General features: G+C 42.6%; 14 protein-coding genes and 2 pseudogenes. 10 read left to right on the forward strand and 6 right to left on the reverse strand.

All coding sequences use genetic code 11. From position 1 onward, the window contains the following. The first annotated feature begins 388 nt into the window (after nt 1-388). The gene (locus tag V7K46_RS21435; RefSeq protein ID WP_335116598.1) at nt 389-2,152 is read left to right on the forward strand and encodes a protein kinase domain-containing protein; all 1,764 of its coding nucleotides are present in this window, start codon (nt 389-391) and stop codon (nt 2,150-2,152) included. Continuing rightward, nucleotides 2,152-2,832 carry a dethiobiotin synthase gene (bioD, locus tag V7K46_RS21440; RefSeq protein ID WP_335116600.1) on the forward strand — a complete coding sequence of 227 codons (681 nt, stop codon included), beginning with the start codon at nt 2,152-2,154 and terminating at the stop codon, nt 2,830-2,832. Before V7K46_RS21435 ends, bioD begins: the two co-directional genes overlap by 1 nt. A 183-nt stretch (nt 2,833-3,015) precedes the next feature. Here the strand turns inward: bioD and V7K46_RS21445 are convergent, their stop codons facing one another. Next, nucleotides 3,016-4,551, reverse strand: a complete 1,536-nt coding sequence (locus V7K46_RS21445) for an FAD-dependent monooxygenase (RefSeq protein ID WP_335116602.1) — start codon at nt 4,549-4,551, stop codon at nt 3,016-3,018. Between the two features lie 169 nt (nt 4,552-4,720). Here V7K46_RS21445 and V7K46_RS21450 point away from each other — a divergent pair, with 169 nt between their 5' ends. After that, entirely contained in the window at nt 4,721-5,938 is a 1,218-nt protein-coding gene (locus tag V7K46_RS21450) for a M20 family metallopeptidase (protein ID WP_335116604.1), read from the forward strand. 42 nt (nt 5,939-5,980) lie between these two features. Then, nucleotides 5,981-6,112 (forward strand): annotated as a pseudogene (locus V7K46_RS32130) (IS701 family transposase); the annotation flags it as partial. Between the two features lie 75 nt (nt 6,113-6,187). Here the strand turns inward: V7K46_RS32130 and V7K46_RS21455 are convergent. Beyond that, nucleotides 6,188-6,889: a DUF1003 domain-containing protein gene (locus tag V7K46_RS21455; protein ID WP_335116607.1), complete on the reverse strand. Its 702-nt coding sequence runs from the start codon at nt 6,887-6,889 to the stop codon at nt 6,188-6,190. Between the two features lie 122 nt (nt 6,890-7,011). Here V7K46_RS21455 and V7K46_RS21460 point away from each other — a divergent pair, with 122 nt between their 5' ends. After that, nucleotides 7,012-7,296 carry a hypothetical protein gene (locus V7K46_RS21460; RefSeq protein ID WP_335116609.1) on the forward strand — a complete coding sequence of 95 codons (285 nt, stop codon included), beginning with the start codon at nt 7,012-7,014 and terminating at the stop codon, nt 7,294-7,296. 228 nt (nt 7,297-7,524) lie between these two features. Here V7K46_RS21460 and V7K46_RS21465 read toward each other — a convergent pair whose 3' ends face one another. The 4 genes and pseudogenes from V7K46_RS21465 to V7K46_RS21480 form a co-directional block, all read right to left on the reverse strand. Next, a complete protein-coding gene (locus tag V7K46_RS21465; protein WP_335116612.1) occupies nt 7,525-10,005 on the reverse strand; it encodes a beta strand repeat-containing protein in 2,481 nt (826 codons plus the stop codon). Between the two features lie 1,097 nt (nt 10,006-11,102). Beyond that, nucleotides 11,103-14,732: a pyruvate:ferredoxin (flavodoxin) oxidoreductase gene (gene nifJ, locus V7K46_RS21470; protein WP_335116614.1), complete on the reverse strand. Its 3,630-nt coding sequence runs from the start codon at nt 14,730-14,732 to the stop codon at nt 11,103-11,105. Nucleotides 14,733-15,397: 665 nt separating this feature from the next. Beyond that, nucleotides 15,398-16,048 (reverse strand): annotated as a pseudogene (locus tag V7K46_RS21475) (WecB/TagA/CpsF family glycosyltransferase); the annotation flags it as partial. Nucleotides 16,049-17,066: 1,018 nt separating this feature from the next. After that, the gene (locus tag V7K46_RS21480) at nt 17,067-17,402 is read right to left on the reverse strand and encodes a Wzz/FepE/Etk N-terminal domain-containing protein (RefSeq protein ID WP_335116615.1); all 336 of its coding nucleotides are present in this window, start codon (nt 17,400-17,402) and stop codon (nt 17,067-17,069) included. Nucleotides 17,403-18,185: 783 nt separating this feature from the next. Between V7K46_RS21480 and V7K46_RS21485 the strand changes: the two genes are divergently transcribed. The 5 genes from V7K46_RS21485 (at nt 18,186) to V7K46_RS21500 (ending at nt 21,848) form a co-directional block, all read left to right on the forward strand. Next, nucleotides 18,186-18,602, forward strand: a complete 417-nt coding sequence (locus V7K46_RS21485; RefSeq protein WP_335116617.1) for a hypothetical protein — start codon at nt 18,186-18,188, stop codon at nt 18,600-18,602. Nucleotides 18,603-18,690: 88 nt separating this feature from the next. Then, nucleotides 18,691-19,104: a bifunctional diaminohydroxyphosphoribosylaminopyrimidine deaminase/5-amino-6-(5-phosphoribosylamino)uracil reductase RibD gene (locus V7K46_RS21490; RefSeq protein WP_335116619.1), complete on the forward strand. Its 414-nt coding sequence runs from the start codon at nt 18,691-18,693 to the stop codon at nt 19,102-19,104. A 280-nt stretch (nt 19,105-19,384) separates the two neighbouring features. After that, nucleotides 19,385-19,573: a DUF3172 domain-containing protein gene (locus tag V7K46_RS32135; protein ID WP_442939860.1), complete on the forward strand. Its 189-nt coding sequence runs from the start codon at nt 19,385-19,387 to the stop codon at nt 19,571-19,573. A 647-nt stretch (nt 19,574-20,220) separates the two neighbouring features. Continuing rightward, on the forward strand, nt 20,221-21,240 hold the full coding sequence (locus V7K46_RS21495; RefSeq protein ID WP_335116622.1) for an RpoD/SigA family RNA polymerase sigma factor: 1,020 nt from the start codon (nt 20,221-20,223) through the stop codon (nt 21,238-21,240). A 113-nt stretch (nt 21,241-21,353) separates the two neighbouring features. Next, nucleotides 21,354-21,848: an ureidoglycolate lyase gene (locus V7K46_RS21500; RefSeq protein WP_335116624.1), complete on the forward strand. Its 495-nt coding sequence runs from the start codon at nt 21,354-21,356 to the stop codon at nt 21,846-21,848. Nucleotides 21,849-21,933: the final 85 nt, after the last annotated feature.

Here is a 21,933-nt window from a genome sequence, read left to right on the forward strand (position 1 = left end):
AGTTTTAATTAACCCAATAAATTCTCAGATCACATTGGTATTTATACCAATTTTTTATGAAATCCTTGCTAGATAAAGGGACTATTCTATGTAGGCTCACATAGAATTGGTATTAACATCTCACTTGCGTGGGTTCTGGCGCAGGGCTGACAGCAGTTCCAAGCGTTCAGAAAAGAAGAAAAGGGCCAGGGGGCAGGGGAGAAGACCCCATACATAAATTACTGTAGACAGTTAAGAGAGTTGCATAAGACACTTGAAGTGTGACTTTGCGTATACTCCTAACTATTATGTAAGGTAAAATATCGCTGCATGTAACTGTGTCGCCTCTTGGACTTAATCTTTGTGGGTGACTTCCTCCTCAGTTGCTAGTACACTCAATCAATCGATCATGCAACCACCGATTAAAGTTGGCACTGTTTTGCAAAACCGTTACCGCATAATTCAAATTCTGGGACAAGGAGGATTTGGTAGAACCTATTTGGCAGAAGACCAGAGGCGCTTTAACGAACTTTGCGCGATCAAGGAATTGATTTCAACAGCAACGGAGGCTTTGGCTTGGAAGAAGGCACAAGAGCTTTTTAACCGAGAAGCTGCCATTTTATATCAAATCGAACACCCACAAGTGCCTAAATTCCGGGAAAGATTTGAGCAAGACCAACGCTTATTTTTGGTGGAGGACTACGTTGCAGGTCAGACGTACCGAACTCTACTGGCTGAACGTCAAGCTGTGGGTAAAACCTTTACAGAGGCTGAAGTATTGCAGCTAATACAGTTGTTGTTGCCTGTTTTAGAGCATATTCACAGTCGAGGGATTATTCACCGAGATATCTCCCCAGAAAATATTATTTTGCGAGATAGTGACGCTAAACCTGTGCTAATTGACTTTGGGGTGGTAAAAGAACTGGCAGAGCGTTTACGATCGCCAAATAGCCCAATGCCAGCAACCACTGTGGGAAAATTAGGCTACTCTCCTAGTGAACAAATGCAAACAGGGGGAGCTTATCCTAGTAGTGACTTGTATGCATTAGCGGTGAGTGCGATTGTTTTGCTGACTGGTAAAGAACCAAGGGATCTATTTGACGAAAACCAACTAACTTGGAATTGGCAGCGGTGGGTAAGAGTGAATCCACGATTTGCTCAGGTTTTAAATCGAATGTTGAATCATATACCGAGCGATCGCTACCAAAGTGCTGCTAATGTATCCCAAGCACTGCAATTGGCTCAACCCAGTGTCCCTAGCCCTAATAATGTATCGAACTTGCAAACAATGGCTGTTGGTCGCCGGCCTAACTTAGTATCATCAGCAGCTTCCCCCAAGAAGAAACAACCCACTCCTGTGATTCCACCAAGTAATACTAGCTCAATCTTGGATAATCCGTTAGCGATCGCAGCAATTGCCATTGCTGTAGTGATCATCGCCGGATTTGGTTCTTGGGCATTAGTAAGTTCCATCCGCAGTCAGTCAAAACCATCACCAAGTGAGACACTTCCACAAAATTTCCCTTCACCAGTGATTTCTGGTGGTAGTACATTCACATCCACACCCACCAACGATCAACCTGTTGTATCTAGTAGGCGGCTCAATCTAGAAGCAAATAACACAGCCACGGTTAAAGATACTCTCAAAACAAATCAAATAATCCGCTACACTTTTTTTGGGCAGGAAGGTGACAAGTTAACTGCTTTTCTTGACCCAGGAAGCAGCGTTTTGCTAACAGTCTTCAGTCCCAATCAACAACCAATTGATCCGAATATCCAGCAAGTAACATCTTATGCAGGTACATTGCTGGTTAGTGGTAGATATACTATTGAATTAACACTGCTTTCAGGAGTTGCCGAAAGCAATTACAACCTGAATGTTGCATTAGAAAAACCAGTAAAACCAACACCTACAGAGACACCTCTGCCAATTCCGACAGAAACACCTAACCCAATTCCGACAGAAACACCTAACCCAATTCCGACAGAGACACCCCTGCCAATTCCGACAGAGACACCCCTGCCAATTCCAACACAAACACCCCTGCCATTTCCGACAGAGACACCCTTGCCAATTCCGACAGAAACACCTAACCCATTTCCTACAACTGGTGAAACGCCAACTTTTCCGCCGGCTGATGGAACACAACCATTTTCTGGCCAAAGAAATTAATGTTAAACACACTACTGATTACTGGAACTGATACAGAAGCTGGTAAAACTGTTTTAACAACAGCATTAGCAGCCTATTGGCAAAAATATTACCCGCAGCGTAGCTGGGGAATTATGAAACCGATTCAATCGGGAATTGGCGATCGCGAGTGGTATCAAAAGCTATTTGCACTAGAACAATCTGCTGAAGAAATTACACCTTTGTACTTTCAAGCACCTTTAGCCCCTCCCATAGCAGCAGCACGGGAAAATCGCCGAGTAGATTTAGCAGTTGTGTGGCAAGCTTTGTCTAAATTGCGATCGCATCGTGATTTTGTGCTTGTAGAAGCTTTGGGAGGGTTAGGTTCGCCAGTAAGTGAGGAATTAACGGTAGCCGATTTAGCCGGGGAATGGCGTTTACCAACGGTATTGGTAGTGCCAGTTAGATTGGGTGCGATCGCTCAAGCAGTGGCGAACGTAGCATTAGCTAGACAATCGCGCATCAATCTCAAAGGCATTGTTCTAAACTGCGTACAACCTCGAACGGATGCAGAAATAGCCGACTGGACACCACACCAATTGATTCAATCACTCACTAACACGCCAGTTTTAGGCTGCTTGCCTTATTTAGATAACCTGACTGATTTAGATAAACTTGCTCAAGTAGCATCAGATTTAGATTGGGAAACACTGACACTTTAAATAGGGCATTGGAGAAAAAGACTTGAGTAACTGATCGTAGTGAACGTTCAATCCCTGTTTACAACTGATGCAGTCAAGCCTTCCTGTCTGAGCAACTTATGGAGCATCTGCACCAAAGTTGATTTTCCCGTTAGCACAATTTGAACCGGATGATGCGCGGTTAGATGATATTGGAACTCCAGGCTATCGAGCAAACCAGAGAGCAACCGCTTGTCTGATTGATTGCTTATCAGGTTCGCTGTAAGAAGCCCAGGCGATAATCCCATCAGGACGTATCAGTACAGTACTCAAACCTAATTGTTCTTTCGCCCGGCCCGAAACATACTTCATTCGGTCGCCGTATTCACTCGCCAAAGTTTTAAGTGAAGCATTCATATCGAAATCAAGCAGTATCCCGTGGCCATCGTGCATTAGCTCGCCAATCCTTGTATCGTCTTTGAACTCAAAGTTGGGAACGCTGTGGCCTACTAAAGGGTGGTCGCCACCGAGATTGTAATGTGTGAAAACGCCCCACACCCTTCCTGCAATATAGGTGGCACCATCGCGCGTATTCATAAGGTCGCGGATAATTGCATTCAGCGCGCGGGCATGTGGGACTGGTCTCATGATTGCAACCTGGGCGCGTGACCAATCCAGAATCTGTGCACCAATTGGGTGTCGTTCAGTATGATAACTCTCCAACAAGCCTTCCGGCGCAATATTATGGATGGTTGCGGCGAGCTTCCAGCCCAAGTTCATGGCATCGCCCAGTCCAAGGTTAAGCCCTTGGCCTCCCAACGGCGAATGAATGTGCGCGGCATCGCCGGCTAAAAGTACACGTCCGTTGCGGTAGGTTGTAGCCTGCCGTGCTCGGTCAGTCCACGTGGTTGCGATATGCAGGGCGCTGATGGTAACGTCGGTGTTCGAGATGCGGCGTAGAACCTCCTGCACGTGTTCAAGCGTGATTGGCTTTTCTGCATTATGAAATGCCCCGCCATCAAAATCCTGCATTATTAGGTAACCTGGTTGCGATTGCAAGTACATGCCTGTTGGTGTAACGTTTCGGCCCGGACTGAGCTTCTCCGGGTTGGCGATGTCAACCTGAGCAGAGTAGCCGGTAAATTCTGGCTCCGTACCGGCGAATTCAAAACCGCCCCCCTTGCGAACAACACTACGGCTTCCATCGCAACCCACGAGCCATTTACTTTGAAAAGATTGATCACCTGACTGAACAGTTACCCCGTCCTCGGTTTGATGAAAGTCAGTAATGGCAAGCCCGCGCTTGATTTCTACGCCCAAGGCTTCTGCGCGGCGGGCCAGCACAGATTCAAGCTCCTCCATTTCAGACAACAAATTGGTGTCGGTCGAGCTTGGCAGGCGATACCTCCACTGTGAGGTGTCAATATTGTCGTAATGAAATGGAATGCCGGCGAAGTGCCCTCCCTGACGTTGGGGTTGTGGCCCTTGCACTTTGATTGGGTTGCTATGGGGGTCTTTAAGGCGTTTTGGTACCTCAAGTTCTTTTAGCAACCCACGGCGGTAAAGTGCTTCAACAGAAAGCGCAGAAAGCCCCCGTATCCCGAAAGGAAGCTGCTTCAATGGCGAGTGCGGATTCTCCGCCTTTTCCAGTATTAGGACTGAACATTTGGTCAAGGCCAGTTCACAGGCTAGGAAAAGTCCTACTGGGCCAGCCCCAGAAATGATTACATCGTAAACTGATTGATTTTTATTGTTATTCATCAGTGTTTCCATTTTTACCACTTATTGGTCGGCAGAGATGACTTGCGTTCCCTCATAAGCCATTGCTTGTGCCAGTTGCATAAGTCCTGAAGAAGAATTCTAATAATGATTCTTCGCCATTCCCTACGATAAACTAAGTTAGCTGTACTTAAACTAGCTTGTCTTCATAATGGTTTCTACCTTTCCCAATCCCTCTTCTGTTGACCTATCTCGCATCCGACTTTCAATCCGCTCATTGCAACCACAATTGATCGAGTGGCGGCGGCGATTGCATCAACAACCAGAGTTAGGTTTTAAAGAAAAACTGACCGCCGAGTTTGTATCACAAAAGTTACAAGAATGGGGAATTGAGCATCAAACTGGCATTGCTCACACTGGTATTGTTGCTACCATCAAGGGTAACAAATTAGGCACAGAGAAAGTTTTAGCGATTCGGGCAGATATGGATGCTTTGCCAATCCAAGAACTCAACGAAGTGCCGTATAAATCGCAGCATGATGGAGTGATGCACGCTTGTGGACATGATGGACATACAGCGATCGCTTTAGGTACAGCTTATTATCTCCAGCAGCATCGCCAAGATTTCTCCGGTACCGTGAAAATTATCTTTCAGCCAGCGGAAGAATCACCAGGAGGCGCAAAGCCGATGATTGAAGCTGGAGTTCTGAAAAATCCTGATGTTGACGCGATTATTGGTTTGCACTTATGGAATAATTTGCCCTTGGGAACAGTGGGTGTGCGGGCTGGGGCGTTGATGGCAGCTGTGGAGTGCTTTAACTGCACAATTTTGGGTAAAGGTGGACACGGCGCACTACCCCATCAAACTGTTGACTCTGTTGTAGTTGCTGCTCAAATTGTGAATGCTTTGCAAACCATTGTCGCTCGGAATGTTAATCCCATTGATTCAGCTGTGGTGACAGTAGGCGAACTTCATGCTGGAACCAAGCGGAATGTGATTGCTGATACAGCGAGAATGAGTGCCACTGTCAGGTATTTTAATCCTAGTTTGAAAGGCTTTTTCAACCAGCGTGTCGAGCAGATTATTGCTGGAATTTGTCAAAGTCATGGTGCGAGTTATGACTTAGAATACTGGTCACTTTATCCACCAGTAATTAATGATATTGAGATGGCAGAATTGGTGCGAACTGTAGCAGAAGAAGTGGTAGAAACCCCGATGGGTATTGTGCCAGAATGCCAAACGATGGCTGCTGAGGATATGTCATTTTTCTTGCAAGAGGTTCCTGGTTGCTATTTCTTCTTAGGTTCTGCTAACCCTGAGAAAGACTTGGCCTATCCTCATCATCATCCCCGCTTTGATTTTGATGAAACGGCGTTGGGAATGGGTGTGGAAATATTTGTCAGATGCGTGGAGAACTTTTTAAATTAATTGAATGGGTGTAAATTAGCTGTTTTTAATAATTACAATTTTTTACTCTGGCTTAGGCTCAAAGATTTAGCTGATCAAACTGGGCTAACAATCTATCAAATTAAGCATAGATTGTTATCAAATTATTTAGTTCAGCAACTAAAAGGTTCGGCTATTCCCATGTTACTCGCCTAGTTGTTTGGCACATGGCGCATCTGCACCGCGCCATCGCTTGTGACAGTTGCGTAAGTCCTGACTACGCTTACTTTGTTACTCCTGAGTTGATATTTCTTGCTGCGATAAATTTTCTAACTCTGATGCTAAGGTTTCTTCCAATAAGTCTACAATTGCGTGTGCATCAGTAGGGGACTTCATTATTTCAGCCTCCGGGTCAGAGCGATTTTTGACATTGGGAAGATCTTGGCGTAATTCCTCAATCAAAGCGATGAGTTTGGCGATTTTCTGCTCAGAGAGTAGGTTGAGTTGAAGACTAAGTTGCGCCCGTTGCTCTGCTAACTTTTCTTGTCGCTCTTGTTTAATCAATACCCCTGTTGTCACCAACAATGAACCCGCAGTCAGTGAAAATTGTAACCAAGGAAATGGAACTTCCTCAAATTTAGGTACACCTAAACGTCGTGGTAAGGCATTGGGTGTTACCCAGAGAATAATCCCAAGCACAATGCTATACAGGAATATAGGACGACCAAAAAAGATGGTTATCGTTTCTACAAAGCGCTGGTGTTTTGGGACATTTTTTTCAGAACGTCTGTGCAATGCGATGATAGTCTCGATATTTTGACTAATAGATTCTGGTAATGGGGCAGTGGGCAGAATTTTTTGCGATGCTTGCGGTGAGGCAGTCGGAGTCTTCTCCCAAGGGGAGACGCCATCGCCCTTGGCGTCTCCCGTCGAGTCCGAACTGCCGAACCCGGAGGGTGAATCACTTGGATTTGGTTGATTGTTGGTTTGCATTGGTAGTCTAACGTTATGAATGATTCCTTCAACTGACTAACTTCAATTTTGACTGGAAGGCGATACTTGAAAAAAGAAAAAATGCATGAAAGTACCTACAGATAGATTTTAGCAGATTGCTATTGCTACTGAATCAAACAAGGTTTTTGGAGTTTATTTACGGTCTTCTGGCTACTGCTAAACTAACTATTGAAGTCGCAAAAGCAACAAATGTGACTTTAAAACTAACTTTTGGAGTCGCAAAAGCAACAAATGTGACTTTAAAACTAACTTTTGGAGTCGCAAAAGCAACAAATGCGACTTTAAAATTAACTTTTGGAGTCGCAAAAGCAACAAATGCGACTTTAAAATTAACTTTTGGAGTTGCAAAAGCAACAAATGCGACTTTAAAACTAACTTTTGCGTAGACGTAGCCTACTACCTATCTGATCGCGGTGTAACTTTTGTCCAGATGCCCAAGTCATTGGTTGATTATCTTAAAGTGTTCCAAAAAATATAGGACTTACGCACAAGTTACGGAATTACGAATCGCAGAGGCACAGAGATAAAGTTGCAAATTGACTACCCCTGCCAAAACCAGTGTTTCAAGCTTGAAGTTTCGTGTTCCAAGCTTGAAACTCTGTGTTTTGGACGAATTATGCTTGCAACACAAAATCAGATGCCGTGAGAGTTGGCGCACCAGTTAGAGTCGCAAATAGACCACCACTGCCAAAACCAGTCGTGCTGCCATTAGGGTTGTAGAACAACTGCCCACTCACAGGATCGTACACAATTTTCGCCGTGCTAGTCCCTGCTGAATTCGTGATTTGAAAATCACTCTTGTTACTAAAACTAGTTCCCGCAGCTGAAGTAATTGCATTAAAGGTAGTTTTATCTAGGATAATCTTGTCACCTTCAGAACTATTGAAGTCACTAATGGCATCTACACCAACAGCAGTCAGGTCAAAGGCTGCATCGGTGTTGTAAAGGAATCTGTCAGCACCTACACCACTAACGAGAACATCATTGCCGAATCCACCCACAAGAGTATCATTACCTTCTCCACCGATGAGAATATCATCGCCTGACCCGCCCCGCAACAGGTCATTGCCACTGTTGCCATTAATAATGTCGTTACCCCCTTGACCATTAATCACATCATTGGAGTTGTCAAAACCAGCGATGTTATTGTTTAAGTCATTCAAGAAGGTGACAGTGTTTTTATTAAAAATGTTAGTTTGAGTGGAGTTGGCAGTAATCACATCAAAGCTGTCGGTGATGCTGCTTTGCCCATCAAACTCTATATTGCCGAGTGCAGGTGTTGAAGAACTTGCTGGCAGGTTATCCAGGTTTGGTAATTTGAAGTTTTGCAGAGTTACTTTGGTGGATGCCACATTTTCAAAGGTGACTTCCAAGTTGTTGCCATTTTCAGTTAGTTGCAAATTTCGGGCAGTTAGTCCCGAACCGATAAATTGCAGTGTATCAACATTGGCAATCACTGCTGCTGAAGGATTTGAGCCTTTACCTCCTACGCCACTAAAATCGGTGATGATATCATTGCCATCGCCAGAGCGAATAATAAACTTATCTTGACCACCGTTACCCGTGAGGATATCATTACCAGCTTTGCCATCGATGATATTGTTGCTAATTGTGCCGAAAAGAGTATCTGTACCAGCTGTTCCCGTTAAAATCGGGGTGGTGCCACTGCCGATATTTTTTCCACCAAACAGCACGTAGCTCTGCCCTGAACTGTTGCCGTTGGGGGAGGCAAAAGGTGCCCCAATAATCAGGTCGTCGATGCCGTCGTCGTTAATATCTCCTGCACTGCTGACAGACGTGCCTGATTGATCAAATTCATTAATCCCGTTGATGGCAAAGCCATTACTGCCGTTGAGGGTGGAAAGGTTGAATTGAGCAGCAAAACCTCCCTTGCTACCAAACAGCACGTAGCTCTGCCCTGAACTAAAGCCGTTGGGTTCGGCATAAGGTGCCCCAATAATCAGGTCGCCGATGCCATCGCCGTTGATATCTCCCGCACTGCTGACAGAGTTGCCTAAACCGACAGATCCATCAATGATACTGTTGATGGCAAAGCCGTTAGTGCCGTTAAGGGTAGAGAGGTTGAATTGGGAATTAAAACCCCCCTTGCTGCCAAACACCACGTAGCTCTGCCCTGAAACATTGGAGTTGGGTTCGGCATAAGGTGCCCCGGCGATAATCAGGTCGTCAATGCCGTCGCCGTTGATATCTCCTGCACTGCTGACAGAACTTCCTAACTGATATGGATTGATGCTGTTGATGGCAAAGCCATTACTGCCGTTGAGGGTGGAGAGGTTGAATTGGGCACCAAAACCCCCCTTGCTGCCAAACACCACGTAGCCGCGCTTGTCACCGAATGCCCCGATAATCAGGTCGTCGATGCCGTCTGAGTTGATATCTCCGGCACTGCTGACAGGATTGCCGCCGCCGTTGATGGCAAAGCCATTACTGCCATTGAGGGTGGAGAGGTTAAATTGGGCACTAAAACCCCCCTTGCTGCCAAACACCACGTAGCTCGGCCCTGATAAGGTGCCGATAATCAGGTCGTCGATGCCGTCTGAGTTGATATCTCCCGTACTGCTCACAGAGATGCCTGATCTGTCATATGTATTGATGCCGTTGATGGCAAAGCCATTACTGCCGTTGAGTGTGGAGACGTTTAGTTGAGCAGCAAAACCCCCCTTGCTGCCAAACACCACGTAACTCTGCCCTGATTCGACGATACCGTTGGGGGAGGCACCCAATGCCCCGATAATCAGGTCGTCGATGCCGTCTGAGTTGATGTCTCCGGCACTGCTCACAGATGCGCTTGAATTGATGATGCCGTTGATGGCAAAGCCATTACTGCCCTTGAGAGTCGAGAGGTTTAGTTGGGCACCAAAACCTCCTTTGCTGCCAAACACTACGTAGCTCTGCTCTGATGAGGTGCCGATAATCAGGTCGTCGATGCCATCTGAGTTGATATCTCCGGCACTGCTGACATTGCCTGAAAAGTCAGATGCATTGATGCCGTTGATGGCAAAGCCGTTAGCGCCATTGAGATCCGAAAGGTTAAAAGTTGATTTTGCCATCATTTTTCCGGTGTTAGTTTTCATGAGTTACTTGTCCAGGACTTACGCAAAGGTAACGGAAAATCGAACCACAGAGGTCGCAGAGGACACGGAGGAATAGGAGTTTCAGAGAGTTTTTGCGTAAGTCCTGTTGTCGTTAGTCATTAGCAAAGACACTAATGCCGCAAGGCGTAATTCATAATTTGTAATTACGATCGCCTAAGGGTTTTAGAGATTTCAAATGGGTGGCATATTTACGCGCCCACTGTACTAGGAGGATGAATATCAAGCTACTCGGTCAGAATTTTTCACAAAAATCCTAATCTAATTTGCTCCCTCAGCCTCCCCGGCACTACCATTAGATTACTAATCGCTGACTGCGTTGTAGAGCGGGCGATGTTTACGACGGGCTATTCGGCGTCGCTCCTGCTCTCTTTTAAAATTGAACTACATATTTATTAAAATTTTCTCACTTACTTATTTTCTTTGATGCGCGAAATTTCATAATTCATAATTCGTAACTTGTAATTAGAAAATTCAATCACGAATTACAAAGCTTACAATAAGGATTAATTTTCGTGTTCCAAGCTTGGAACTCAGTTTTTTGGACAACTACGCTTGCAACACAAAATCATCGTCAAAACCATTGCCGTTGATGTCTCCTGCACTGCCAAAAGAGGTGCATGAATAGTCAAATGCATTGATGCCGTTGGTGGCAAAACCGTTAGTGCTATTAAGGGTGGAGAGGTTGAGGTTAGCACCAAAACCCTTCTTGCTGCTGTGGGTTTGTTGGCTAAAGTTTGCGTTCTACACAATTTAAACTACAGCCTTAGTACAGTTTTGCGTAAAAACGTAGCGTTTTTAGTGAAGAGAAACACATTAACATTGCAGCCGACGCATTGGCATTGTAAAGCGATGCATTAACATTGCAGCCAACGCATTGGCATTGTAAAGCGATGCATTAACATTGCAGCCGACGCATTGGCATTGTAAAGCGATGCATTAACATTGCAGCCGACGCATTGGCATTGTAAGGTATTAGCTAATTTAATACGAATTAATGAAATGCTGTATTTAGTAAGGAAAATTGCAATATTGGTGACAAACATCGCGATGTTTGTCACCAAAACCAGAGTAGATGTTCAGATGTCGCGCTTTGCCAAATATTGATACATTTGCCAACGTGCATCTACTTCAGCTTGAGCTTGTTCTAACAAGTGCTTGGCAACGTCGGGTTTGCTCTTGGTGAGCATTTTGAAGCGATTTTCTTGATACATCGAATCTTCTACCGATTGCTTAGGCGATCGCATATCCAATTGCAATGGATTTTTACCCTGGTTGAGCAACTCTGGATTATGCCGATACAGCAACCAACGACCTGATTCTACCAGAGTTTTTTGGTGATTCATCCCTGTGGTCATATTAATGCCGTGGGCGATGCAATGACTGTAAGCAATAATTATTGATGGCCCATCATAAGCTTCTGCTTCCAGAAATGCTTTGAGAGTATGTTCATCTCTAGCACCAAGGGCTACACTCGCTACGTAGACATTTCCGTAGGTCATGGCAATCATCCCTAAGTCTTTCTTAGGTGCAGGCTTGCCACTGGCGGCATATTTAGCAACTGCTGCTCGTGGCGTAGCTTTAGAAGATTGACCGCCTGTATTAGAATACACTTCTGTATCCATTACTAAGATGTTCACATTTCGACCACTAGCAATTACATGATCGATACCGCCAAAATCAATATCATAAGCCCAACCGTCACCGCCAACAATCCAGACGCTTTTTCTCACCAGGTAATCAGCAAGGGATTTGAGATTTTGGATTTTAGATTTGATATTGGGGTCGAGAGTTACGATTTCATCTAACTTCTGCTGCAACAGTTCTATTCTTTCCCGCTGTTCCCAAATGTCAGCTTCAGATTTTTGTTCAGCTTTCAGAATGGAGTAGACAAGGTTTTCATCTATTTCACTCCCCAATTGTTGCAACAATTCCGCCGCAAACTCAGCTTGTTTGTCGAGGGAAAGGCGGAAGCCAAAACCGAATTCGGCATTATCTTCAAATAAATTATTAGACCACGCAGGGCCACGTCCTTCGGCGTTGGTTGTCCAAGGTGTTGTGGGGAGATTACCACCATAGATTGAGGAACAACCTGTAGCATTGGCGATGACGGCGCGATCGCCAAACAATTGTGTTAATAATTTCAAATAAGGTGTTTCACCACAACCTGCACAAGCACCAGAGAATTCAAATAAAGGTTCTTGCAGTTGTTGTTGGCGAATCTGGTTTAATTTTAGTGATCGCCTGTCAGGATTAGGTAAACTCAAGAAGAAATCCCAGTTTTTGCGCTCTTGCTCTTGTAAAGGCAGCTGCTGCGCCATATTAATCGCTTTCAACAATGGCTCAGATTTATCTTTAGCAGGGCAAATATTTACACAGATAGTGCATCCGGTGCAATCTTCTGGGGCAACTTGAATGGTAAATTTTTGATTGGCAAAGTCTTTATCTTTTGCACCAGTTGACTTGAAGGTTTCTGGTGCATTAACTAACTCATCCGCTTGATAAGCCTTAGCACGGATGGCACTGTGCGGACAAACCATCACGCACTTACCACATTGTATGCAGACATCCGGCTCCCATACAGGTATCTCTTCGGCAACATTACGTTTTTCCCACTTGGCAGTACCTACGGGAAAAGTGCCATCAACAGGTAGTGTACTAACAGGTAAGTCATCACCTTCCCAGACCATGATTTTGCTCAGAACTTCCCGGACAAATTCGGGAGCAGTAGAGACGCGATTAATCGCGCTTGTAGAGACGCGATTAATCGCGTCTTGGGGGATTGTCTGTGGGATATCTACTTTATGTAAGTTTTCTAAGGTGTTGTCTACAGCTTGCAAGTTCATGCGGACAACTTCTGCGCCTTTTTTACCATAAGTCTTGTCAATCGCTTGTTTGATTTTAGCGATCGCTTCTTCTTGTGGCAAGACTCCCGCTAAGGCAAAGAAGCATACCTGCATAATAGTGTTAATACGTCCACCCATGCCACTTTCACGGGCAACCTGGCTAGCATTGATGATGTATAACTTCAAATGCTTATCGATAATTTGCTGCTGCACCTTCAACGGCAGATTTTCCCAGACGCTATCTGCATCATAAGGACTGTTAAGCAGCAAAGTCGCCCCAGGAATAGCAGCCTTCAAAATATCTATGCGTTCCAGAAATCCCCAATGATGACAACCAATAAAGTTGGCTTTGTCAATCAAGTAGGTGGAGCGAATTGGCTCTTTACCGAAGCGTAGGTGAGAGACAGTCATTGAGCCAGATTTCTTGGAGTCATAGACAAAGTAGCCTTGGGCGTAATTGTCGGTTTCTTCACCAATAATCTTGATGGAGTTTTTATTAGCCCCAACAGTGCCATCAGCACCCAACCCATAGAACATTGCCCTGACAACGTTATCCGATTCGGTAGAGAAGTTAAAGTCAAAGCTCAAAGAAGTATAACTAACGTCGTCATTAATCCCAATCGTAAAGTGATTTTTTGGTTTAGCTTGGGCAAGATTGTCAAAAATGCCCTTCACCATCGCCGGAGTAAATTCTTTGGAAGAAAGACCGTAACGACCACCAATAATTTTAGGGGATGAGAGAGTATTTTCTCCCCCTGCTCCCCCTGCTCCCCCTGCTTCCCCTGCTCCCCCTGCTCTCTTATCTCCCCACGCCTCATGGATAGCAGCTACAACATCCAAATACAAAGGTTCTCCGGCGCTACCTGCTTCTTTGGTGCGGTCAAGAACTGCGATCGCTTTTACACTAGTTGGCAAGACTGCAACAAACCTTTGGACATCAAAGGGGCGGTAAAGTCGCACTTTTACTACACCAAGTTTTTCACCACGGGCGTTAAGGTAATCTACTGTTTCATGGACGGTTTCACAGCCTGAACCCATAAGAACGATAACGCGCGAGGCATCGTTGGCCCCGTAATATTCATAGATTTGATAATGCCTTCCCGTGCGTTCTCCAAATTCATCCATGATCCGCTGGACAATTTCTGGACAAGCGTTGTAGTAAAGGTTAGCGCCTTCACGTCCTTGGAAGTAGACATCGGGGTTTTGGGCAGTACCCCGCAAAACTGGACGATCTGGGGTGAGCGCACGGCTGCGGTGGGCGAGTATGAGGTGATCGTGGATGAGCGATCGCAAATCGTCATCTGAGAGCAGTTTGACTTTCTGCACTTCATGAGAAGTACGGAAGCCGTCAAAGAAGTGCATAAACGAGACTCGCGCTTCTAGGGTAGCAGCATGGGCGATGAGAGCAAAATCTTGACTTTCCTGCACCGAAGCGGAACACAGCAAAGCAAAACCAGTAGCACGAGCTGCCATCACATCGCTATGGTCACCAAAAATTGATAAAGCGTGGGTAGCCAGGGAGCGGGCTGCAACGTGAACCACAGCGCTAGTCAGTTCACCAGCAATTTTGTAGAAGTTGGGTATCATCAATAATAATCCCTGAGATGCCGTAAAGGTGGTACTCAAGGAACCTGTTTGCAATGCCCCATGCACAGCACCGGCTGCTCCTCCCTCGCTCTGCATTTGCACAACACTGGGAACAGTACCCCAGAGATTGGGACGATTTTCTGCTGACCAAGCATCTGCCCATTCACCCATTGCTGAAGAGGGGGTGATGGGATAAATGGCAATCACTTCATTTAATTTATAAGCGACACGGGCGACAGCTTCATTTCCGTCGATGGTTGCAAAGGTTTTGTTCATAATATGATTTTTGTCCCCGCCTCTAAGCTGCATTATCAGAACACGTGAATATAAGAATCAGAAATAGCCAGAACTAGAAAGTGAGTGGATTATATACATTAAAGAATTATCGGTAAGATTTACTCCGTGTTTCAAGGATAATTTATTGATGGCTTTTGGCTCTTAAGTTAACTTTCAACAAATACTGCATCTATTAATATCTCATCCGCAATATTGCATCTATTAATATGTATTAATAATGTACTCAATAACTGAAGTTTCTGTTTGATAAGACTTTCAAGCAGTTTCTTCTTTTTTTTTGGGTATAGGGTCGGGAATCTCTGATACAAAATATTCCCGAAATAGGCATTTTGAGAAAGTAATTAGGTATTTTGCTTATTAAATTCGACTTTATTTTTACTTTTACTTTATAAATGACCTATAAGCAGCCATTATTACAACTATTTTCAAGTAAATAGATCACACTGTAGGGGCACAGCAATACTCATTGGTGTCAACTTAAGCGTAAACCCCTTTAAAATCTCGTTAAGAGCCTCTGGCTGGAAATGCTCTTCAATTGCGGCTCTGCCGCAAGTCTTGAGGCGGAGCCTCACATTAGGCTTTCACATGGAAAGTTTAAGTCCCGCTAGTAAGGCTTGCAGAGACTCGATAACGCTACGAATTTGTTAAATCTTGTACTTATTATTTTTTTGTTGACTTGAGATACTCCAAATTTTTCGTAAAAATAATCTGTTAACAAACCAAGGCTCAAGTAAGTAACGTCTCCAAAGTCTTTTAGGTTCACATAACAAGTGATACAACCATTCCAAGCCCACCTTTGCCATCCAGTGAGCAGGAGTGGGTATTGCTCCTGCTACATAGTCCATGCAGGCTCTACTAGTCAAAATAGTGTTGGTGTGAATATGTTCAAGATTTTCAGAAATCCAATACTCTTGGCGTGGCATACCTATCCCCACCATTAATACATGGGGTTTGTAAGCATTAATTGCAGCCAAAGTAGCGAGATTTTCTTGACTATCTTTATCCATACCAATATAGCCATGAGTACAAGCAATCTGTAAACCAGGAAATCTCTGGCGCAAAATACTTGCTCCTTGTTCAGCAACTCCTGGCTTTGAACCTAAATAAAGTACACGCCAGCCTTTATTAGCTGCTTCTGCTATCAGATAGCATATCCAGTCAGCATAGGTTGCTCTTTGTTCTCTTTTCATTGGAAAACCCAACAGTTTTCCAATAAACATTAGAGGCATACTATCAATATGGGTATATTGTACCTTGGTATAAAAAGCTTGCATTTTTGGAGCATTATGGAAGAGAACCTCTTGACATAACCATCGATATTTCTCTGAATTTATATTGATTTTTTGCAATCTTTGGATTTGTGCATTCCAATCGTTATAGAAGAATAAGTTGAAATACTGAATGGATATAATATCATCCCAATCTTTAATTTTTAGTTCTGTTGATAAATCATTATGTAAAGGTAGTGGATAACTATAATTAGGAGGAAGATGTTCAACGTTTTCTTCCAAAGCACATAAAGTTACAGACAAAACAGACTGCTCAACAAAATAAATACCCTGGAGAGGAGTAATATCCAGCCGCATTACTTTTTCAAAATTATCTTTCCAAGTTGTAAATATACCTGCACTCCTTCTCACAACGACCAAACCAGAATTCCAGTAGGCTCTGATTCTTTTATTACCAATTGGTGTGTTAACAAATACCTCATGCTTTACTCCCAGTATTTCATATAGTTTTTGCCAATACCATTCTTTAGGGTCTTGCAGACCTGTAGAACCAATTCCTTGACCATACTCAGGACGTATGCGAACGTTACAATTTAATGGTAGTAAAAATTCGTTTGGCTCCGAAAAAAAGCATTTGTCATTATCTAAAAAAACTAAGATTTCTGCATCAATATTTTGTTCTGCATAGGCACAAACTAGAGGTTTATTAGCTAAATAATATTCCTGAAATTCTCGATTTATAGGAAATTGTTGATGAATCACCTGCAAGGCTTCAAATGCCTGTTGGGTTTGCTTTGATATCGGTTCACCTACTCTAGGATGAAAACTATATATAGGTGTATCTTTCAATTTGCCGCAGTACTTACGAATACTTTCTGCAAGCATTAAAGACTGACCTTCTAAACGACCCGGTTCTGTACAAATTATAAATGCTATAGGTATTGACATACTATGAATTATTTGTTTACTAAGTTAATTACTGAATGAACGTTTATGAGTACCACAAGCGAGTGATTCAAAAGCTGTCTAAAAGATTCCTGAAAAGATAGTACAAGCATCACATCAAGTGCTGAGTAAACAGTTGCTAATATATCATCGTGTAAGTGTCCCAAATTGTTTTCTCAATAACTGAATTTGATCCAACAATTCTTACCTGAGTTTCCAGGGGATTGTCGTTCATATTCAAAGCTTCTAGGCGTCCTATGTCTGGCGGTAACCCTGTGAGTGAGGAAGAGCGATTTGTTTTAATCATCAAATTTCCTTCTGCCTTGTATGAGGGTTTTAGTGAAAATGCATATAAGCATCCAAGGCTAACAGCTATATAAAAAATTCCGACTAGAGATAGCCAACGCCGTTGAAGAACTTCTAAGTATTGCTGAATGTTTATTTCTTCAAAGTTGGGTAAAGATTCCATCGTCATAATATATACAAATTTGATAAAAAAAAACTATTTACTTACAGCAGATTTTTCTCAGTATTTTCCCAGCAGTAGCACTATAGTCTACTTTGTGATGGTAATATTTGCGTTAACTGTCAGCTAATACCTTTTTATTGAGGTTGTTCAATAGCTGAAGTAAACTAATAGTTTTATTAGTCGCAACTTTAACTGAGATTGCTTGATATTATACTGACAGCAAAAATAGGATAACTCACAACTTTCTCCCTGATTTAGAGGCTTTCCATTTTTTGTTGATAATTTAGTTTTGTGTTATTACTGATACAATTACTGATTAGTCATCTCATATTCAATATCATATTCTGTAAAAAGACTTAATTGAATAACTTTACAAAAGATTCATACACCTCAATATATTTACTTACTACCTGCTGATTTTTCAAAGACAAGAGTAATTAATTCCTTAAGGGTAAGGCGAACGGGAACGCCTTGAGCGAACATCTCGCAACTCTACCAGACGCTACCGCCAACGCTATATTCGCAATGACATTGTGTAATTAATTCTGTCCGACTACTTAACAGGAAAGTATCAAATTCCGGCGCGGTTAGAGCATGGATTGCTCAACTGCCTCCTCTCAGACAAAAGTCTACATTTGACTAGACTTCACTATATTTTTAATGAAGTTTAGCTATACTTTTTACTACCTGTGTTAATCTAAAGGACTCAAACCAGGCTGCTATTTTTTTGTTTCTGTATTTAGCCAATTGGAAATATTAAACTGATATTAAATGTTAAAAAATTGAATTATGAAATCCTCTTCCATCATCCTAGTCCTTGTGATTAGCGCACTTACTCTCTCCCAGAGGGCCTATGCTAACCAAGAGAATGTTCCCATGACAACAGGCGATACTCTGAAGGAGCCGTTTCACGATCGCAATCAGGCTGGAGTTTTATTGACGGAACCAGCCACAATTAACACTACATGGAGTAATTTTATCGGACAGACTAATAATCGAAAACAAACTGCTGAATCAATTTCGTTAGTGCGGGAGCGAGGATGCGAAAAAATCAACCCGCTTGAGTTCATCAATAACCCAGAGGCTTTCTTTAAACAATGTCAGAAACCAACAAATACCCAAAGTTCTCACAGTAGTGAGCCAATTGAGTATCTCAAGGTTCCTAAACTCGATTCTGGTATTAGTGTGACAGTCACTAAGTTTTGATATAGTAACTTTTTTAACAAGAGATAACTAATTCTTTGTAGTGTAATTTATCTAGATAATTTCTGCTATACATATGGATGAAATATTTATGCTGGCTGCTTTAGCTCAAAGCAGAAAAGCTTTACCGGAATGTTTGCCCAACCCACCAGTAGGCTGTGTGATCGTAGATGGCCAAGAGATAATAGCTCAAGGATACACGCAAGCACCAGGAAAACACCATGCTGAGGCTGACGCACTTAACCAGATTCGAGACAAAGCTTTCGACTTCTTGAAAATGTATGTAACTCTTGAACCTTGTTCTTTTCATGGACGCACACCCGCATGTGCTTTAGCGATCGCTCAAGATCGGCGGATACATGAAATATATGTATCTATAGTTGATCCAGACCCCCGTAATAATGGTAAAGGATTAGACATTCTCATAAAAGCAGGAAAGACAGTTAATGTCGGGTTATGCGCCAATGATGTGAATGCTTTTCTTAAGCAATATCTGATCAAGTGATAGTTGAAGAGTTAGATTTAAATTGCAACGTAGTACCATTTTCCCAAAAATCTTTGCAACAAGTCAATCATCTATATGGATGCATAACTGTGTAATTGTGTCAACTCAAGGTGAAAACTAGTAAGAAAGCTTTAAGATGTTGTCTCCTTAAGAGTCTCAGATGATTTCCGACTTATTAAAGAAGTGGGAAATCTTGTCGTTCAAGTATGCTGCATAACAATTAACCACCTATCTCTAAACGTAAATCTTTTCGCTTCAATTAGGATATTAGTGGCGATCCGTGGGTGTTGCTGTCTTGCCAAGTATTATCCTTGATGTTAATGTGACCACTGTTACTACTTTCAGTCCAAAAAATGTCTCCAGAAGTAATTACATTGATAATACCGCACTCGATGCATATGTCTGCGTGCAGTATCACATAAGTGCAATTGTCACAGATACCCACGTCTTTGTCATCCTAAATCCCTAATTACAAGTATTTAACCAGACTCTTAAAGAAAGCTGTTCTTGAGCAGTGGCAGCAGAAAAAGGACTTTCTTTGATGTCTAACGATCGCCCGCTACGTACCCGACTTCAGATGATTGGATTATTTAGCAAAAAATTAGAGGTTAACAAATGGACATTTTATATTTAATTAATTCCCATTGAATGAGAATTCTCTGGAAGTATAACTAGACTATTAACATTTGAAAAATAAATTGCTGATGGCTTAACTATTAGCAATTATTTTAAGAGTTACTATTATTAATTTATTTTTTGGCTCATAAAATCATTCTCCAGCAAACTTTTTATTTATTTCATAAACTGCATTGGATAATTAAAGTAAATATAATTCGGGTTTAAAAATATGCAAGAATCAACAATAAAGGAGTGTAATTAGTTCAAAGGATATGCTGATGATCCTTTAGGTAATTGATTTGTGACTCGTGATGATGTTATTATTAAGGGGTGGGTTGATTTTGGGTTTATTATCTCCAACAATTGACTTGTAATGTATCATAGACCAGAATTCATCAGTATTGCCAATTGATTGATTAGCAGTCTGAAATGGCTATGGGTCTGAATATCTAGACTTGATACCAATAAATTGATGAGGTTACAGAGGAGCAAATAACCATGAGCAACTTAACATCTCCACATACCGAAGTTCAAAAAACCAAGAAAAAAAGTTTAGCCGCAGATAAAAAACCTCGAGCTACAGATGATATTGTGCGTAGTTATTTGCAAGAGATCGGGCGTGTAGATTTGTTGACTCGCGAACAAGAGGTTATTTTTGCCCAACAAGTGCAGCAGATGATGATTTTACTAGCTGCTAAGGAAGAATTGGGTGTGAAATTAAAGCAGGAACCCACGCTGCAAGAATGGGCAGATCAGGTAGAGTTAAGTGTTGAGGTGTTAGAGCAACAGCTAAATTTAGGACACCAAGCCAAGCAGAAAATGATTCAGGCTAATCTCCGGTTAGTGGTAGCAGTGGCGAAGAAATACCAGCACCGTAACCTGGAATTTATGGATTTAATTCAAGAAGGTACTTTGGGTTTAGAGCGAGGGGTGGATAAATTTGATCCGGCTCTTGGTTATAAGTTTTCTACCTATGCTTACTGGTGGATTCGTCAAGGAATCACACGAGCGATCGCTCAACAAGGACGGACAATTCGCTTACCTATCCACGTCTTTGAGAAACTGAACAAAATTAAACGGGTGCAGCGAGAATTATCTCAACAGCTAGGTCGTGTTCCCACTACTATTGAAATTGCCAATGCGTTATCTTTGACACCTAGCCAAGTTCGAGAGTGTTTATACTTGGCCCGTCAACCCTTCTCCTTAGAGGCGCGAGTTGGTGAACAACAGGATACAGAATTACAGGACATACTGGAGGATGATGGCCCTTCTCCGGAAGACTATGCCGTTGAAGAATCTCTCCACCAAGACTTACAAGACTTATTGGCAAAGCTGTCTCCCCAGCAGCGAGAAATATTAACCTTGCGCTTTGGTCTGAGTGATGGATATGAACTTTCTTTAGCACAGATTGGCGATCGCATGGGTATTAGTCGAGAACGGGTGCGTCAGATTGAGCAAAAAGCTCTCAGTCTCCTCCGCCGCCAAAAAGAACAAGTACGTAGTTATCTAGCTAGTTGAGGTTATTTTTTCACAATTTAGAGCATTTAAACTCAGGAAGTTACCAGAATGGCTATATAAAATTCAGTCATTTTGGGGGAAAATAAACCTAAATAATCTCTCAAAGATTTAATATGGGCACATCAAAGACAGTGCAACAATTGCAAGCACAATGGGTGAGTTCTAAAAATTTTTGTCGTTATGGACAGGTAATTTTTGCGAGTCTTGATGGCAAAGGTTACGATGGGGAAGATGCCCAGTTAAACCTGCAAAATGGGATTCCACGATTTTATATTATGCGATTGGAGAAGAGAGGGCGAAAGTTTCATAAAATTACTCGCCATGTCCAATGCACTCAATGTCTGGGTTCTTTGTCAGGGAAGGATTGGTTAATTGCAGTTTGTCCTCCTGATAATGATCTGAATCAACCAGCATTAGAAGAGATTGCTGCATTTCGCATTCCAGGGAATTGTTTTATCAAGCTACATGAGGGTACTTGGCACGCTGGTCCCTATTTTGACCATGAAGCTGTGGATTTTTATAATTTGGAATTAGCTGATACAAATGTGGTGGATCATTTCACTCATGATTTTTTTAAGAGTCATCAATTAGAGTTTGAGATGGTATAAATGAGATTGGGTTTAATTAGAGATTTTCAAGAAATAAATTATCCAAAGAAACAAACCACTCCAGACGCAGAGAACATAGAGAGAG

The organism is Nostoc sp. (assembly GCF_036917395.1).
In the GTDB taxonomy this organism is placed as follows: Bacteria; Cyanobacteriota; Cyanobacteriia; order Cyanobacteriales; family Nostocaceae; genus Nostoc.